This is a genomic window from Nocardia sp. CDC160 (assembly GCF_035818795.1).
Classification (GTDB): domain Bacteria; phylum Actinomycetota; class Actinomycetes; order Mycobacteriales; family Mycobacteriaceae; genus Nocardia.
Genome location: NZ_JAYKYT010000002.1, coordinates 1,254,807 through 1,273,061 on the forward strand (window position 1 = coordinate 1,254,807; position 18,255 = coordinate 1,273,061).

Below are 18,255 nucleotides of genomic sequence, written 5' to 3' on the forward strand. Positions count from 1 at the left end.
TGGAGATGGTGACGGCAGCAGAGGAAGTGCGGCGGTGCGCGGCAACGGTGCTCGACATCGATCCACAGGAAATCCCACCGACACAACGGCTGCAGGAGCTCGGCATGGACTCGTTCCTGGCCGTGCGCCTGCATTTGCGATTGGGTGAGCGGCTGGGCGTTCGGGTGCCGCTGGAGTCGTTCGTCGGGGCCACCCTCGACTCGCTGACCGCGGAGGTCGAGAAGCGGGACGAGGCGACTCGGCCGGTACGAGCCAGCGACGGGCGCGACGAGATTCCGCCGACAGAGCTCCCCGGTGACACCGGGCCGATCGAGGCGGAACTGACCCCGATTCAGGCGTCCTACTGGGTCGGCCGAGACGCGGACATGCCGCTCGGCGGCGTGGCCACCCACTACTACTTCGAATTCGACCGGGCCACCGGCGATTTCGTCACCTCCGACCCCCTGGCGGAAATCGCGGCCCTGGAAACCGCGTGGAATCGGCTGGTGGCCCACCACGAGATGCTGCGGGCCACGGTCACCGACGACGGCCGCCAACGCGTCGACCCGCCCGGCAAGGTCTACCGCCTCGGCGTGACCGACCTTCGCGATCGACCCGCCGACGTCACCCGGGTGCTCGCCGAGCTGCGCCGGGACAAGTCCCACCAGGTGCGCGATACGACGGTCTGGCCGCTGTTCGACATTCACGCCGCTGTACTGCCCGGCGGCGACCTGCGGCTGTTCGTGGGTTTCGACATCATCGTGCTGGACATGGCGAGCTGGATCCTGCTCATGCGCCAGTGGGGTGACCTGGTCGCCGACCCGGAGCACACCCTGCCCGCCACCGCATCGTTCCTGCGCATCCTGCGCGAGCGTGGCCGTTCCGAGGCAGCACGCCGCGAGCGCGATCGCGACTACTGGCGCGAGCGCGCGGCCGACCTGCCCGCCGGGCCGCGACTACCGTACGCGGTTGCGCCCGAACAGGTTCGATGTCCCAGCTTCCGACGGCATCCGGCCGCGCTGGACGCCGGGAAATGGTCTGCGCTGACCGCCCGCGCGGCGGCGTACGGGCTGAGCCCCACCGCCGTGCTGCTGGCCGCGTTCGGGCTGACCCTCACCCGCTGGGGCGCAAGCGAGCCGTTCTGCCTGAACACCACCCTCTTCGATCGCCCGGATCCGGGCGAGCACACCGTTGTCGGCGATTTCAGCACCACGGCGCTGGTCGGACTGCCCGCGCCGGATCTGCGCTCCTGGCAGGGTTTCGCCGACTTCGCCACGCGGGTCAATGCCCGTTTTTGGGCCGATTTGGAACACCGCTCCTACAGCGGCGTCGAGGTGCAGCGCGCACAGGCCGGGGATCTCGCGCCGCGCTATCCGGTGGTGTTCACCAGCGGTGTCGGGCTCGGCCAAGCCGACGGCCCGGCGGCGGGCTGGCTCGGCACCGAGGTGTTCGGGGTGTCGCAGACGCCGCAGGTGGTGCTCGATCACATCGTCTGGGATGAGGCGGGCGGATTGCGGATCGCCTGGGACGCGGTCGAGGAGGTGTTCCCGGACGGATTCGTCGCCGGGATGCTGGCCGCCTATACGCAGCTGTTGCGTCGGCTGGCGGCGGACGAGATGGCCTGGGAGAGTGTCGATCTGGGCTGGGTTCCGAGCTTCGAACCAATGGCCGAACCGGTGCCGGATACCCTCTCCGGGCCGCTGATCATGGATCCGCAACGGCGCGGCGCGGACGAGCGACCGGACGCGCCCGCCGTCCTGGGAACGCACGGGGCGACGACGCACGCCGACCTGCTGAGCCGAGCCCGCGTGGTTGCGGCCCGCCTGACCGCCGCGGGTGTGCGGCCCGGTGACCGGGTCGCGGTGGTCGCGCCGAAATCCCTCGACCAGGTCGTCGCGGTGTTCGGAACACTGTGGGCCGGTGCGACATTCGTGCCGATCGAGCCGGATTGGCCGACAGCGCGCATCGAATCGGTCTGCCGCCGCGCGGAGATCGCACACGCACTGACGACCACCGGGACCGCCGCGCGAATGCCGCACGACGTGACATCGCACCTCGTGAACGACTCACCCTGCGCCACAGTGGAATCGGTGCCCGGCGTACCGGATGACCTGGCCTACATCATCTTCACCTCGGGGTCGACCGGCGAGCCGAAGGGCGTCGCCATCGAGCATCGCGCCGCGCGCACCACGATCGACGACATCAACGCCCGCTTCGGCATCGGACCCGGCGACCGTGTGCTGGCGCTGTCGGCACTGAGTTTCGACCTGTCCATCTACGACCTGTTCGGCGTGCTCGGCGCGGGCGGGGCACTGGTCCTGCCCGAGGCCGATCGACAGCGCGATCCGGGCCACTGGTGCGAACTCATTGCCGCGCACGGCGTCACGGTGTGGAACACGGCCCCGGCCGTGGCCGAGATGCTCGTCGAATACGCCGAGGCCGATCCGGCCGCGGCGGCGGGCTTGCGCTCGCTGCGGGTCATGCTGCTGTCCGGCGACTGGATTCCGATCTCCCTGCCGGACCGGCTGCGCGCGCTGATCCCCGGCCTCCGCGTGATCAGTCTCGGCGGCGCGACGGAGGCGTCGATCTGGTCGATCTGCTATCCGATCGAGCGGGTCGCGCCGGAATGGACGAGCATCCCCTACGGGCGCGCCCTGCGCGATCAGTTCTTCCTGATCCTCGACGAGGACGGCCGCCCGTGTCCGATCGGCGAACCGGGTGAGCTGCACATCGGCGGCGCGGGCCTGGCCCGATGCTACGTCGGCGACGCGGAGCAGACCGCACGGCGCTTCGTCCGCGATCCCGTTCTCGGCCAACGTCTTTACCGAACCGGCGATCTCGGCCGCTGGCGCATCGACGGCACCATCGAATTCCTCGGCCGCACCGACCGCCAGGTCAAGATTCGCGGACACCGCATCGAACTCGGCGAGATCGAGTCCGCGCTCACCCGCTTCCCCGGCATCCGCCGCTGTGTGGCGGCCGCCGTGCCCGGACCCGACGAGCGACCGCGACTGGTCGCCTACCTGGTCGCCGAATCCCGGCAGCCGGATGCGCGGGAGCTGAGCGCCTACGCGGCCGCGCACCTGCCGCACTACATGGTGCCGAGCCAATGGATCCCGCTCGACGCCATCCCGCTCACCCCGAACGGCAAGGTCGATGTCGCGAGCCTGCCGAATCCCTTCCGCCGCAATGGCTCCGCGCCGTCCAATGGGTCCGCTCCGGCCGCTCACGCGGAGCCGGCCACACCCGTCGAGACCGCACACCCGGACATCGACGCGAGCTGGCTGGCCGAGGCCGCACGCCAGGCCCGCGACTTCGGACTGACCCTCACGGTGCGATTCGAGGCCGGAGCCGTGCAGGGCACGGAGGCGCTCGCCGCAGCGGGCGAATGGGCGCGCGCACTGCGCGCCGGAGCTCCCGAGCTGGAAATCGCCGAAACTCCCGGCCACACAGGCGGTCTCGTGGAGCTGCGGCCCACCGCTGGAGCCGCGGAGGAACAGGTCGAAGGGGTCGCCGACATCGAACGGGCGGTCCTCGCCGTGTTCACCGAGCTCCTCGGCCCCACGGTCACCGCCACCGTCCCCTTCTACGACCTCGGCGCGACGTCGCTGACCCTGGTGCGCGCGCATCGGCGACTGCGCGGTCTCGCTCCGGCACTGACGGTTCCGGACATCTTCCGGCTCGGCTCGATACACCGGCTGGCGGTCTGGATCGCCCGGCAGTCCACCGACCGCGATCCCGCGCGGCTCCCCGATCGCGCCGAATCCTTCCGCGCCGGAATAGATCTCACCGCCGCCGACGCGCGCGGACGTCGCCGTCGCACCCATCAATCGAAAGCGAGGCCGAGCTCGTATGTCGCTCACTGACGCCGTGCATCGCATCCGGACGGCCCTGCACCGCCGCGCGGATCGCCGCCAGCGGTTCGCCGCCCGCGCGGAGCACCGCACGGGCACGCCCACCCAGGTGGACGTGCGCATCAACGGCCACAGCCTCCGGGTCGACGAGCCGACCGCCGCCGGTGGCACCGATACCGGACCGGATCCGATCGGTCTGGCGCTCGCGGCCCTGGGCACCTGCCAGCTCGTCACCTATCGCTTCCACGCCGCCCGACTGGGTGTGGACATCGGCGCGCTCGCCATCGAGGTCGAGGGCCTGCTGGACATGGGCCCGGTCTTCGGGTTCGACGCCACACCCGCGCCCGGCGAGATCCGCATGCGCGCGCGGGTGAGCGGGCCCGACGCGCCCGAGCGCTACCGGGAACTGCAACTGCTCGTCGAGCAGTCGTGTCCGGTGCTGGCGCTGACGCAGGGAAAGACCACCGTGGTTTCGGAATTGGAGATCGACTCGTGACCGAGGAACTGACCGACAGCACCGCCATCGCCATTATCGGCATGGCCTGCCGCTTCCCCGGCGCTCCCGATCTGGCGGCGTACTGGGAGCTGATCGCCTCGGGCCGTGAGGGTTTGCGGCGCTTCAGCGATGCGGAACTGGCCGCGGCCGGTGTGCCGGAGTCCCTGCGCGGGCACCGCAACTATGTGCCGGTCGGCGGCGTCATCGCCGACCAGGATCGCTTCGACCCCGGCCATTTCGGGCTCACCCCCGCCGACGGGGCGCTGTTCGACCCGCAGCTGCGGCTGCTGCTGGAATGCGCGTGGAACGCGCTCGGCGATGCCGGGCACGCCGGTGGCGGCGAGCTCGGGTCGGTGGGTGTGTTCACCGGCGCGTCGCAGAGCCAGTATTTGGAGTCGAACCTGGCCGCGTATCGGCGCGCGGCGGCACAGGATCCGATGGGGCTGCTCCAGGCCCAAACCGGCACGCTCACCGACTATTTCCCGCAGCAGCTGGCCTACCGATTGAATCTCACCGGTCCCGCCGTCGCGGTGCAGGCCACCTGCGCCACCTCGCTGGTGGCCGTGCACATGGCGGCCCAATCACTGCTCGCGGGGGAATGCGACGCCGCGCTCGCCGGTGGGGTGTCGCTCATCGTGCCGCAGGGGCAGGGCTATCTGCACGTGCCGGATTCGATCTTCGCCGCCGACGGCCACACCCGGACCTTCGGCGCGGACGCGTCGGGCATGGTGCACAGCCAAGGCGTCGGCGTCGTGCTGCTGCGCCGCCTGGACGAGGCGCTGGCCGACGGCGATCCCATCTACGCCGTGCTGCGCGGCAGCGCGGTCAACCACGACGGGGCGGGCAAGGCGGGCTTCACCGCGCCGTCGGCCACCGGTCAGGCCCACGTGATCGCCGAGGCGCTGGCGGCCGCGGGCGTCGGGGCCGACGACATCGACCTCATCGAGGCGCACGGCACCGCGACCGCGCTGGGCGATCAGATCGAATTGGCCGCGCTGGCCGCGGTTTTCGCCGACCAGACGGCGCGGGAACCGATCGCCATCGGCTCGGTCAAGAGCAATATCGGGCACACCAATTCGGCCGCGGGCATCGCGGCATTGATCAAAACCACGCTCGCGCTGGAACATCGGCGCATCCCCGCCACCCTGCACGCCGACCCCATCCATCCGGAACTGGCTCGCTATCAGGGTTTGTTCGAGGTCGCCGGGCAGGCCCGCGACTGGCCCGAACGGCAGCAATCCCGCCTCGCCGGGGTGAGCTCGTTCGGCATCGGCGGGACCAATTGCCATGTGGTGCTGGAGGAGTCACCCCTAACCGAGCCAGGCGAGCCGGACGACCGCGCCCAGCTGCTCGTGGTGTCCGGCACGTCCGAGTCGAGCTGCCGGGCACAGCTGGAGCAGGCCGCGGACATGCGGGAGGCCCCCGCCGACTACGCGTACACCCTGGCCAGCGGCAGGCACGCCGACCGTGGATGGCGTGCCGCGGCGGTGTGGACGAAACGGTCCGGCGAGCCCGACCGAGTCGCGCTGCGGCAGGTGCCGTCGCCGCGCCCGCGCATCGTTTTCGCCTTCCCCGGTGCGGGCGCGCAGTATTCGGGCATGGGGGCCGGGCTGTATCGGGACGAGCCCGCCTTCGCAGCGGTGATCGACGAATGCGCCGACATCCTGAAACCATTGCTGGACTATGACATTCGCGACATCGTGACCGGCATCGCGCCGCAGCACGAGGCGGACGACGTCCGATACGGACAGCCCGCACTGTTCGCGGTGTCGCTCGCCACGGCGACGGCCCTGCGCGGCTTCGGGATCGAGCCGGACGCGGTATTGGGCCACAGCCTCGGTGAATACGCCGCCGCCGTGCTGGCGGGCACGCTCGAGGTCGCCGACGCGGCGCGGTTGGTCGCGGTCCGCTCAGTGGCCGTGGCAAAGGACGCCCCGGGCGCGATGCTCGCCGTGGCGCTGGCCGAGTCCGATCTGCGGGACGTCTTGACCGACCACCCGCGCGTCGCGGTGGCCGCCGTCAATGCCGCCGATGCGTGCGTGGTGTCCGGCCCCGTGGCCGCCATCGACGATCTCGCACTCGTGTTGACACGCACCGGAATTCACACCACCAGGCTCCCGGTCGACGCCGCCCTGCACTCCCCCGCCGTGGCGGCGGCCGCTCCGGCACTGCGCGAGGCGGCCGGTCGAATCTCCGCGACCACCTCCCGGCTCCCCCTCTACAGCACCCTCACCGGCGCACCGATCCGTTTCGCCGACGCCGAGCACTGGGTGCGCCACCTCTGCGAACCCGTCCAGTTCCGCACGGCCATCCGGGCCGCCGCGGGCACCGACCCCACCATCCTGGTCCAGGTCGGCCCGGGAGCCACCCTCGCCGCCCTCGCCCGCCGCAACGCCCCCGGCGGCCTGACCGCGGCACTGACGACCCTCCCCGGTGCCGACGAATCCGGCGCGGGCGAATCCGACCGCGCCGCCCTGCTCACCGCCGTCGGCCAACTCTGGTGCGCGGGTGTCGATTTCGATGCCGAGACACTCCACCGCCAACGGCAGCGAGTCCGCCTCCCCGGCTACCCGTTCGAGCGCCGACGACTCTGGATCGACCCACCCGAGGTCGCTGAATCCCCCGCACCGACCAGCGTCCCTGTTGCCACCGAAACGGAGAACACCGGCTCCATCTCGGAGCATGCGGAGTCTGGCGACATGGCCGGATCCCCTGTGGCAGACGAACAAGGTGTCGTAGCCACCGGGACGCTCACCGCAGGTGAAGGACTCGTCGCCGAGCTGTGGGCCGAGCTGCTCGGACTGCCGGTGACGACGCCGGACGCGGATTTCTTCGCCCTCGGCGGGAATTCGATGCTCGCCACCCGCATGCTGGACCGGCTCAATGAGCGCGAGCAGGCCGATATCCGGCTGCGCGAGCTGCTGACCCACTCGACGGTCGCGGCCTTCGCGGAACTGCTCGCCGGGCGTCGCACGCCCGGGGCCGCAGCGCCGGAAGCCGCGACTTCCGTTGCGGAACAGCCCGAGTCAGTGCCCGAGGAGCAGAGCACACGCAGCAGCGAGCCGTTCCCGTTGACCCGGGTGCAGCACGCCTACTGGATCGGTCGGTCGGGGGCGTTCGGGCTCAGCGATGTCGGTTGTCATATCTATCTCGAATACGACTGCCGCGACCTCGATCTCGACCGGTATCAGGAGGCATGGAACCGGCTCATCGCCCGGCACGACATGTTGCGCGCGGTGATCACCGAGGACGGGTTCAATCGGGTACTCGATGAGGTGCCCGAGTATCGGATTCGCAGGCACGATCTCACCGAGCTGCCGGAGGAAGATCGGGAGGGCACGCTGGCGGACTTGCGCAGACAGCTCTCGCACCGGGTGCATCGGCCGGATCGGTGGCCGCTGTTCGATGTCCGTGCGGCCCGCGTCGACGACGCCACGACCCGCGTCTGCTTCGGCATCGACGCGTTGATCTGCGACGCCGCCAGCTTCCTGGTGCTCGATCGCGACCTGCGCGCCCTCTACGACGACCCGAACGCGGCACTGCCGCCGATCGAGACCGGATTCGCCGACTACATCGCGCACCTGGCCACCCGCGAGGGCACGCCCGAACAGCAACGGGCGGTGGACTATTGGCGCGAGCGAATGGACACCATCCCGGGGCCGCCCGCCCTGCCGACCCGCACCCGGACCCAAGCGCGCCCCTGGTTCGCCCGCCGCGGCGGGCAGTTGTCCCCCACCGAATGGACCGCCCTGCGCGAACGGTGTGCCGAGCACGGCGTGACGCCATCGGCGGTACTGCTCACCGCCTACGCCGATGTGCTGGCGGCCTGGTCCGGCGACGAGCGTTTCGCGCTCATGCTGACCCTGGTCGATCGGCCGGTGGCCCTGCCCGGAATCGGCTCCGCCGTCGGTGATTTCACCACCCTGCTCGCACACGAGGTCGAGCGCACCGCGGGCGAGTCCTTCGCCGAGCGGGTCGCCCGCACCCAGGGGCGGCTGTTCGACGACATCGATCACCGGGGCTGGTCGGCCCTGGATTTCCTCGCCGAGAAGTCGACGAAAACCGGTGAGCGGCAGTTGCTTCCGGTGGTGTTCACCAGCGCCCTGGATGTGGGCGAGCTGGTCGGCGGCGACTCCGATTTGGAGTGGGCGGGTCGAATCGTGCACGGCGTCAGCCAGACTCCCCAGGTTTGGCTCGACCATCAGGCGTTCGTGCAGGCGGGCGCACTGCAATTGCAGTGGGACGTCCTGGAAACGGTGCTCGACGCCGACTCCGCCGACACCGCGTTCGGCGCGTACCTCGGCTGGCTGCGCAGGCTGGTCGACGATCCGGGCAGCTGGAACACCCCGGACACCGGGCCCAGCCTGGCCGGGCCCGCCACGGACGTGGCCGAGACTGTGGCGGAGATCTGGACCCAAGTTCTGGGTATCGAATCCTCCAGTGTCACCGCCGATTCCACCTTCGTCGGCCTGGGCGGCGACTCGGTGCTGGCGGTGCGGATGGCCACCCTGGTGCGCGGTCGGCTCGGCGTGGCCGTCCCGGTGGTCGACCTGGTCGGCGACCAGACCCTCGCGGAACTGGTGGCCCACATTGCCGAGCGGCGCACCGACGGCACGGTCGCGAGCATCGAACTGGTGCGGCAGGCCGACCCCGACGCACCGTTCCCCCTCACCCCGCTGCAGCAGGCGTACTGGGTGGGTCAGCAGCACGGCTGGGCGCTCAGCTACGACTCCGCCCACAACTACGTCGACTTCCGCCTGGCCGGAGCCGATCCGAGCACGGTGGCGGATTCGGTGCGCTGGCAGGTGAATCGGCAGCCCATGCTGCGGGCGATCTTCCTGCCCGACGGCACGCAGCAGGTGCTCGCGGCCGACGACCCGCGCCTGGCCCGGCTGCCCCTGACCGAGATCGACCTGCGCACCGCCTCCGTCGCGGAGATCGACGCCATGCGGGCCGAGATCCGCGCCGAGATGCAGCGCACCGGACCCGCCATGGACCCCTGGCCGTTCCGGGTGACCGCGCTGCGGCTGCCGGGCGGGGAGCTGAGCCTGCACATCGTCAGCAGCCTGCTGGTGGCCGACGGCTGGTCGGTGCAGTTGATGTTCACCGAGCTGTTCACCCACCTCGATGACCCCAACACCGTCTTGCCGCCCCTCACAGCGCATTTCGGCGACTACGTGGAGACCATCGACCGGCAGCGCGCCGAACCGGAGTGGCTGGCCCAGCGCGACTGGTGGTGGGACCGACTCGACGACCTGCCCACCGCGCCGCGCCTGCCCTTCACCATGCCGGTCGAGCAGGCGCGTCCGGACAATCTGGAACGCCGCGAGCTCTGGGTCTCCGGAGAACGGATGGCGGTCCTGCGGGAGCGGTGCGCCGAATACGGCATCACCCCCACCACGGTCTTCGCCACCTGCTACGCCATCGCCCTCGCGCGGCTGGCCGGGCACCGCCGGTTCCTGCTGAATGTGCTCTACCTCAACCGGTTGCACCTACCCCGCGACCTCGACCACGCCATCGGCCCGTACGCCGGGACCGTGCTGCTGGATGTGGACCTGCCCGCCGACGCCGGTTTCGTGACCCTCGCCCGGCACATGCAGGACGCCACCGCCCGCATGCTCGACCACGGACAGGTCACCGGCGTGGAGATCGCGCGGGAACTCGGACGCCGCCGTCGCGACACCGCGCCGCAGGCGCCGGTCGTCTTCCACAGCACCCTCGGCCTGCACCCGCCGGGCGGCACCCCCGACTCGATTCGATTGCGGGACTTCTACCAGCGCGTGCGCACACCGCAGGTGGCGCTGGATATGCAGGTGTTCCAATGGGATTGGGACGACGCGGTGGTGGTCAACCTGGACGCGGTCGCCGAACTGTTCGCGCCGGGAGTGCTCGACGGCCTCTTCGATGCCGTCGGCGCGGAGCTCACCGCGCTGGTGGAGCGGCCCGAATCCTGGTCCGCGCCGGTGGAATTGCCGTCCGCCGGTCGAGCCGAGGAGGACCGGCAGGTGCGCACGGCGACGGCGGTGAGCGGTCCCGCCGCCACCGACACCGAGCGCGCGGTCGCCGCGGTGTGGGCCCGCATGCTGGACCTCGACCCCGCCGAGGTGCGCCGCTCGACCGACTTCTTCACCGTCGGCGGTGATTCGGTGCTGGCGATCCGCATGCTGAACCGGCTGCGGACCGAGCTCGGCCTGCAGGTCACGCCGCGCGAGTTCCTGGCCGATCCCACGCTGGCCGCGACGGCGGCGGCACCGCGTGCGCCCCTGCCCGCGGATTGCCTTGTCACACTGCGGGAAGGCACCGGCGATCCGCTGTTCCTGATCCACCCCACCGGCGGTGATGTGCTCTGCTACGTGGATCTGGCGCGCAAGCTGGACACCACCCGGCCGGTGATCGGCATCCAGGATCCGGCCCTGTCCGGCGCGACCGGCCCGGAGAGCGTCGAGGAACTGGCGCGGCTCTACGACACCGCGATCCGGTCGCAGCAGCCTTCGGGACCCTATGTCCTCGGCGGCTGGTCGATGGGCGGGATCATCGCCCACGAGGTCGCCCGTCGGCTCCGTGCCGCCGGTGACGCGGTGTCGAACCTGGTCCTGATCGACGCCAATATCGCCGACCGCATCGGGGACACCGACGATCTCGCCTTCTGGTCGCGCTATCTCGGCTCGCTCGAGGCGTTCTTGGAGGTCGATCTCGAATCTGCCGCCGCCACCGAGCGATTCGGGTCCCTGTCCGAGCCCGAGCGGCGTGCGGAGGCGGACCGGCGGCTGACCGACGCCGGGCTGGCCGGACGTCCGGACTCCGGCACCCTGCGGCTGCGCGAGGACACCTTCCGCAGGCATCTGCGGGCACTGGCAACGCACCGCACCGGTCGACTCGACGGCGACGATCTCGAAACCCTCGTCGTCCGCGCCGCCGTGGCCGCGCCGCGCAACTCCGGAATCGGGATGGGCGTGGACGACTGCGCGGACCTGCCCGATCTAGGCTGGGGCGCGCACACCGACGGCCGCGTCGACCTCCACTCGGTACCGGCGCACCACTACGCCCTGCTCACCGAACCGGCCGTCGACGCGGTGGCGTTCCTGGTCTCGCGTGCGCTGGCTGGCGCGGAAGTGGCGGCGGGCCATGAGTGAGGCTGTCACCGGCGTGGACGCGTACGCCGCGGCCGCGGAGTTCTACGACCTGATGGCGACTCCGTATGTGGCACAGGTCGAACCGGTGCTCGCCACGCTGCTGGCCGAGGTCGACACTGTCGCCGGTCCCGTCGTCGACATCGGCGCGGGCACCGGCCTGTCGACGATCATGGTCGCCGACGCGCTGCCCGACGCGGAGATCGTGGCGGTCGAGCCCGCGTCGGCCATGCGGGCGGTGCTGCTGTCACGGCTCGCCGCCCGCAAGGATCTGCGCGAGCGAATCACCGTGCTGCCCACGGGTTTTCTGGACACCGACCTGCCGCGCCGCTGCGCGGCGGTGGTCGCGCTCGGGGTCATCGGCCATTTCGATCCCACCGCCCGGCCCCGGGTGTGGTCGACGATCGCCGGGGCACTCGCACCGGGCGGCGATGCCGTCGTCGAGATCCAGCGGCCGGGGCGGGTGGTGACGGTGCCCGAGCGCCGCTACACCCGCGCCCGGGCGGGCGCGCTGCACTACGAGGGCTGGAGCCGGGCCGACCCGGTGGACGCCGAATCCCTGGTGTGGCGCATGACCTATCGCACCTATCACGACGACCGCCTACTGCAGCAGGCGGTCACCGAGCACCGGGTCTGGCCCGCCGACGCGGAACGGCTCGCGGCCGAGGCCGACACCGTGGGCCTGCGGCTCGTCTCCACCGACGCCGACACCGGCCTGCTGCGATTCACCAAGGAAAGGCTTGCACGATGACCACCGCCGAGAAGGCCGCCGACGCCGTGCTGTCGGCCGTCGAGGACCTGCTGCCGGTCCTGCGCGAACGGGCGCAGGAGGCCGAGGACGCCCGCCGCATCCCCGTCGCCTCGATCAAGGCGTTGCAGGAGATCGGCTTCTTCAAGCTGTTGCAGCCCAGCCGATTCGGCGGCCACGAGGCCGATCCGATGACGTTCTACACCGCCGTACGGCAGCTGGCGAGCGCCTGCGGCTCCACCGGCTGGGTGGCGTCGGTGCTCGGCGTTCCGCAGTGGAACCTCGCGCTGTTCGATCCCCGCGCCCAGACCGACGTCTGGGACGAGGACCCGGACGCCCGCATCTGCTCGTCCTATGCCCTGACCGGCACCGCGACTCCGGTGCCCGGAGGGTATCGGCTCAGCGGCCGTTGGGGTTTCGCCTCCGGGTGCGACCACACCTCGTGGGCGCTGCTGGGCGGCAAAGTGATCGACGACGGTGTGGCGGTGGAGTCGTGCACCTTCCTGGTGCCGTTGCGCGACTTCGCGATCGAGGACGTGTGGCATGCGGTCGGCCTGCGCGGCACGGGCAGCAACGACATCCTGGTCGAGGACGCGTTCGTGCCCGACCATCGGGTCCTGAACTCCGAGGCGGTCACCAAATGCGTCACCCCCGGTCAGGAGGTCAATGACGCGGCGCTGTACCGGATTCCCTTCGGCGCGATCCACCCCAACTCGATCACCGCGGCCGTCATCGGCATGGCCCAGGGCGGGTACGAGACCCATCTCGCCCATCAGCGCGGCCGGGTGCGGGTGGCGCTGCCCGGTGACGCCCGCAAGGAAACCGGTTTCGCCGGAACACCCTTCGCTCAGGACACCGCGACTTTGGAGCGAATCGCCCAGGCCGCCAGCGAGATCGACGCGGCCTGGCTGCAACTGACCCGGAACACGAACGCACTGCTCGACCTCGCGCGTCAGCATCGGCCCATTCCCATGCTCGACCGCGCGCGGACCCGGCGCGATCAGGTGCGCGGCACCGAGCGGTCGATCTTCGCCCTGGACCGGCTGTTCGAGAACTCCGGCGGCCGCGCGCTGCGCTCCGATACCGCGCTGCAGCGGTTCTGGCGCGACGCCCACGCGGGCCGGGCGCACGCGGCCAATGATCCCGAGCGGGCGTACCGGATGTTCGGCACCGCCGAATTGACTCCGCCGGTGGCGAATCCGGCCCCCTCTGGCGAGAAGGGACAGGGCCGGTGACCGAGGAGACGCTGTCGCTGCTGAATCGACACCCGTGGGTCGGCGACGCGCGATGGAATCCGGACCGCACCGCCATTACGGTGCGCCCGGCCGCCGCCGCGGTCGCGCTGCGGCCCACCCCCGGACCGCTGCTGGCCGAACATCTCGAGCACTGGCAGCACGTGTACGAGTTCGTGTACTCCTCCGATCGGGACCGCCACGGAGACGACCTCGACCTGTCCGGCTGGCGGGCCTCCGACACCGGTGAACCATTTCCCCGCGAGCACATGCTCGAATGGATCGGCCACGCCGTGGGCCTGGTCCTGCGGAGCAAGCCTCGCGTCGTGCTCGAAATCGGCTGCGGCAGTGGCCTGCTGGCGCACCGCATCCAACCGCACACAGACGCCTACATCGGGCTCGATGTGGCCGCGCCGGTGGTCGAGCGACTGCGCGCACAGCTCGGACCGGGCACCGCGGTGTTGCGGGCGGCCGCGCACGAACTCGCCACACCGCCCGTACTGGCCGCGCTGCGTGCCGTCGATCCCGACCGCGCGGCCCCGGACTGCGTGGTGCTCAATAGCGTCACCCAGTGCTTTCCGGACCAGCGGTATCTGGCCGCCGTCGTCGGCGACGCGCTGGACCTGGTGGCCGCGGGCGGCACGGTAGTAGTCGGCGATATCCGAAACCTCGCCAGCGCACCCGCATTCGCCCATTGGCTCGAATCCACCCGGAATCCCGGACTTTCCTCGACCGACCTGGCGGCCCGGGTCGAACGTCGGCTCGCGACCGATGAGGAACTGCTCTGCGCGCCGGAGGCTTTCGCGCGCATCGGCGAGGACCATCGCCGAGATGTGCGGATCGCGGTGCATGCCAAGCCGTTCCGGACGGACACCGAACTCACCCGCTACCGCTACGACGTCGTATACACCGTCGAGGCTCCCCCGACACCACCGAGCCGGACCGTCGCGTGGGCGGACCTGACCGGGTCCGTCGAGCATCGCCTCGACACGCTGCCGGAGGGGACCACCCACGTGACCGGCATCCCGAATGCTCTGCTCTCAACGACCGATTCCGGCTCCGCCGACGCGGTCACGCCCGCACGGCTGGCCGCCGCCGCGCCGATCGGATGGTCGGTGCAGTTCGACTCGGCCGACGGCAGCCGCCTGGCCGTATGCGCGCCGGAGCATTCGACCCGAACCCTCTTGTCCGACAGCGGTACACCGGCGGTTTGCAACGACCCCTTCGCCCGGTTCGTGCGGCGACGGCTGCCGGAGGTCCTCACCGACCACCTCACCCGGCAGCTGCCCGCCGCACCGATACCCCGCATCGTGGTTACCGAGGAGCCCGACCAGCCATGACGACCACCCTCCCCCTGGATCAGATCGACGACCTGCGCGCCGTCTGCTCCGGCGCAGTGCTGCTGCCCGGCGACCACGGCTACGACGCCGCCCGCCACACCTGGAGCGCCGCCGTGGATCACCGGCCCGCGGCGATCGTGCGCTGCGCGGGCACCGCCGATATCGCCGCCGCCGTGGACTTCGCGCGGCGGCGCGGCCTGGCGATCTCGCTGCACGCGGGCGGACACGACGTGGCCGAACACGCCGAGGTCGCCGGTTCGGTCATGCTCGACCTCTCCGGGCTGAAGGCCGTCACCATCGATCCGGTCACCCGGCGGGCCACCGTCGCGCCCGGCGTGACCTGGGTCGAATTCGACCGCGCCTGCGCCGAACACGGGCTCGCGGTCACCGGGGCCGACGTCTCGACGGTCGGGGTGATCGGCACCGCACTCTCGGGCGGAACCGGCTGGCTGCAAAGGGCTTTCGGCTTCACCTGCGACAATGTCATTGCGGCACAGGTGGTGACCGCCGACGGCCGAGTGGTGACCGCGGACGCCGAACACCACACCGACCTGCTGTGGGCCTTGCGTGGTGGCGGCGGCAATTTCGGCATTGTCACCTCACTCGAGCTGCAACTGCATCCGATCGGCCGGGTCTACGCGGGCACGCTGCTCTACCGGTACGCGGACGCCCGGGCGGTGCTGACCGGATTCCGGGCATTCACCGCCGACGCCCCGGCCGAGCTCTCGCTGCGCGCCACCCTCATCCACTGGCCGCCCACCGCGCCCGAAGGGCCGCCGATGGCCGCCATCACGGCGTCCTACCTGGGATCGGCCGAGGAGGCCCGTTCGGTGCTGGACCGGTTGCGGCGGATCGGCGAGCCGGAATTGGACCTGCTGCGCCCGCTGAGTTATCCGGAGCTGCAACGCAATACGGAGCAGGCGTTCCATACTGGGCACGCCACCGCGACCGGCACCGAATGGCTGCGCGAGCTCGACGACCGCACCATCGACGGCCTGGTGACGCTGGGCGCGGACATGCCGACCCGGCATTCGCTGATCTCCATCCACCAGCTGGGCGGGGCCATTCGCCGGATGCCGACCGGCGCAACGGCATTCGCCTATCACGATGCCGCCTATCACCTGGTCGTGTTCTCCGGCGGCCCGACCGGGCAGGACCTGGCACCCTCGCGGCGCTGGATCGCCCGGATTACCGAGACGGTCCAGAACTGTTCCGCCGGTGGACCGTACATCGGCATTCTCGACGGCACCGCGTCCCCGGAACGGGTGCGCAATGCCTACGGGCTGGACGGCTATCGGCGACTGGCCCGCGTCAAGGCGCAGTACGACCCGGGCAATCTGTTCCGCTGCAACCACAATATCGCTCCGTTGTCCGACGAATCCTCCGAGGGGGCCCGGTGAGCACCGACCTCTCCGAAATCGCCCGGCTCGCCGCCGATTCCGTGCCCACCACCGACGGCCGACACTGCGCCGACGCCCTCGAGGATCTCGACCGACACGGGCTCGCCGCCATCGTCCGCGTGGTGCGAACCGCCTTGCACTACAACACCACGCAAACCGAGGACGAGATCGCCGAGCGCTTGCGGGTCGCGCCCCGGCACCGCTGGCTGCTGCGCCGCTGGCTGCGCGAGCTGACCGCCCGCGGCCTCCTCGAGGTCACCCCGGACGACGGCTACGGCATCCTGCGCGACCCGCCCGCCCCGGTGCGGCGCGAGCTGCGCGAGGTGTGCGCCGAGCTGGGCTTCTCACCGCAACTCGCCCGCTTCTTCGCGCAGTCCGCCGACCGGCTGCCGCTGCTGCTGCGCGACCGGGTGCTGGCACAGGAACTGCTCTTCCCCGACGGGGATTTCCTGACCGCCGAGGCCGCCTACCGGACCAACCCGGTCAACGGCTACCTCAATGTCGCGGTCCGCGAATTCGTCTCGCGTGCCGTGCGGGAACTGGCCGCCGACCACGCCCCGGTCCGGATTCTCGAACTCGGGGCCGGGGTCGGCGGCACCACCGCCGATATCGTGGCGGCCCTGGCGCACGATCCGGTCGACTACCACTTCACCGACCTGTCGAACTTCTTCCTCGCCGCGGCGCGCGACCGCTTCACCGACTACCCCTGGATGCGCTACGGCATCCTCGACCTCAATCGCGACCTGCCCGATCAACCGCCCTGCGATATCGTGCTGGCCGCCAATGTGCTGCACAACGCCCAGAATTCCGGGGAATTGCTGACCGCGCTGCACGAGCTGCTGAACCCCGGCGGGTACCTGATCTTCGTCGAATCCTGCCGCGAGCACTGCCAACTCCTGGTGTCCATGCACTTCCTCATGTCGGCGCGACCGGGCGGCACCCAGCCGGGACAGCACGACGTCCGGGCGGGCACCGACCGAATCTTCCTGCACGAGAACGAATGGCTGACCGAACTCACCGCCGCCGGGCTCACACCGCTGCCCACCTTGCCCCCGGCCGATCATCCGCTGGCCGCGCACGGTCAGCGGCTGTTCGTGGCCCGCAAGGCCGATCGCACCCGCCCGGGTGGACGGTGACCCGGACGTGAACCGCCGCCACACCGACGACTACTACGCGGTCGGCCGCGAGAACATTCGCCAATTCGCCAGGGCCGTACAGGATTTCCATCCGGCGCACTGGGACGAGGATGCCGCCCGCGCCCTCGGCTACCCAGCCTTGGTCGCGCCGGTGACCTTCGCGTCCTCGACCGGCACGCTCGCCCAGCGCTCCATGCTGCGAGACCTACTGGCCGACCGTGCGCCGAACCGACTGCTGTACGTGGAGCAGGAATTACGAGTCCACCGCCCGACCCTCGCCGGGGACCGGCTGTACTGGGAGGTCACCCTGGACTCGGTCCACCCGACCGGCACCGGCGACCTGTTGGTGGTCACCACCACCATCAGCGAGCGCGATGCGGGCCCGGTACAGACGGTGCACACCACCCTCCTCGATCGCCCTGCCGCCGAACTCGACGGCTCCGCCGAAGCCCTTGCCATGGAGGAACTTTCGGCTCCCACGGCGTCAAGCCTCCCGGCCTCGGCCAAATCCGATGCCCAGCCCACGCCGCGCTCTGGCACAACGCTTCTCGCCGAACAACACCTGCCGCAACGGACCTTTCGCCTGGCCCGCGGCGACCTCGTCAACTACGCGGGCGTCTCCGGAGACAACAACCCCATCCATTGGAACGACACCGTCGCCCGCGCCGCGGGCCTGCCCGGCGTGGTCGCCCACGGCATGCTCACCATGGGCCTCGGCGCGTCCTATCTGACCGCCACGTTCGGAACACCCGACTGGGCACGGACATACGCGGTCCAGTTCGCCAGCCCGGTTCACATTCGTGAAGCACAACCCGCCCGATTGCGGTACGCGGCCCGGGTCCGCGCGGTCGACAGCCAGGGCACCGCGACGGTCGATCTCACCGCCCACGCACAGGACCAGGCAGCCTTCCATCACGCCACCGCAATCATTAGTACATGA

Annotated in this window: 9 protein-coding genes; all 9 read left to right on the top strand. The window is 70.7% G+C overall.

Annotated elements, in window-relative coordinates; genetic code table 11:
- Positions 1 to 5 precede the first annotated feature (5 nt).
- Genes VMT40_RS13360 through VMT40_RS13400 form a run of 9 tightly spaced genes read left to right on the top strand, consistent with a single transcriptional unit; the run spans position 6 to position 18,255 of the window.
- Entirely contained in the window at positions 6 to 3,845 is a 3,840-nt protein-coding gene (locus tag VMT40_RS13360; RefSeq protein WP_326358292.1) for a non-ribosomal peptide synthetase, read from the top strand.
- Positions 3,832 to 4,329: an OsmC family protein gene (locus tag VMT40_RS13365; RefSeq protein WP_326358293.1), complete on the top strand. Its 498-nt coding sequence runs from the start codon at positions 3,832 to 3,834 to the stop codon at positions 4,327 to 4,329. The genes VMT40_RS13360 and VMT40_RS13365 overlap by 14 nt, the downstream gene beginning before the upstream one ends.
- Positions 4,326 to 11,462, top strand: a complete 7,137-nt coding sequence (locus VMT40_RS13370) for a polyketide synthase (RefSeq protein WP_326358294.1) — start codon at positions 4,326 to 4,328, stop codon at positions 11,460 to 11,462. The genes VMT40_RS13365 and VMT40_RS13370 overlap by 4 nt, the downstream gene beginning before the upstream one ends.
- Positions 11,455 to 12,210 carry a class I SAM-dependent methyltransferase gene (locus VMT40_RS13375; protein ID WP_326358295.1) on the top strand — a complete coding sequence of 252 codons (756 nt, stop codon included), beginning with the start codon at positions 11,455 to 11,457 and terminating at the stop codon, positions 12,208 to 12,210. The genes VMT40_RS13370 and VMT40_RS13375 overlap by 8 nt, the downstream gene beginning before the upstream one ends.
- Entirely contained in the window at positions 12,207 to 13,442 is a 1,236-nt protein-coding gene (hsaA, locus tag VMT40_RS13380) for a 3-hydroxy-9,10-secoandrosta-1,3,5(10)-triene-9,17-dione monooxygenase oxygenase subunit (RefSeq protein ID WP_326358296.1), read from the top strand. The genes VMT40_RS13375 and hsaA overlap by 4 nt, the downstream gene beginning before the upstream one ends.
- Positions 13,439 to 14,779: a class I SAM-dependent methyltransferase gene (locus tag VMT40_RS13385; RefSeq protein ID WP_326358297.1), complete on the top strand. Its 1,341-nt coding sequence runs from the start codon at positions 13,439 to 13,441 to the stop codon at positions 14,777 to 14,779. Before hsaA ends, VMT40_RS13385 begins: the two co-directional genes overlap by 4 nt.
- Entirely contained in the window at positions 14,776 to 16,179 is a 1,404-nt protein-coding gene (locus tag VMT40_RS13390) for an FAD-binding oxidoreductase (protein ID WP_326358298.1), read from the top strand. Before VMT40_RS13385 ends, VMT40_RS13390 begins: the two co-directional genes overlap by 4 nt.
- Positions 16,176 to 17,315 carry a class I SAM-dependent methyltransferase gene (locus VMT40_RS13395; protein ID WP_326358299.1) on the top strand — a complete coding sequence of 380 codons (1,140 nt, stop codon included), beginning with the start codon at positions 16,176 to 16,178 and terminating at the stop codon, positions 17,313 to 17,315. The genes VMT40_RS13390 and VMT40_RS13395 overlap by 4 nt, the downstream gene beginning before the upstream one ends.
- A 7-nt stretch (positions 17,316 to 17,322) precedes the next feature.
- Positions 17,323 to 18,255, top strand: coding sequence for an FAS1-like dehydratase domain-containing protein (locus VMT40_RS13400; protein ID WP_326358300.1), 933 nt, complete (start codon positions 17,323 to 17,325; stop codon positions 18,253 to 18,255).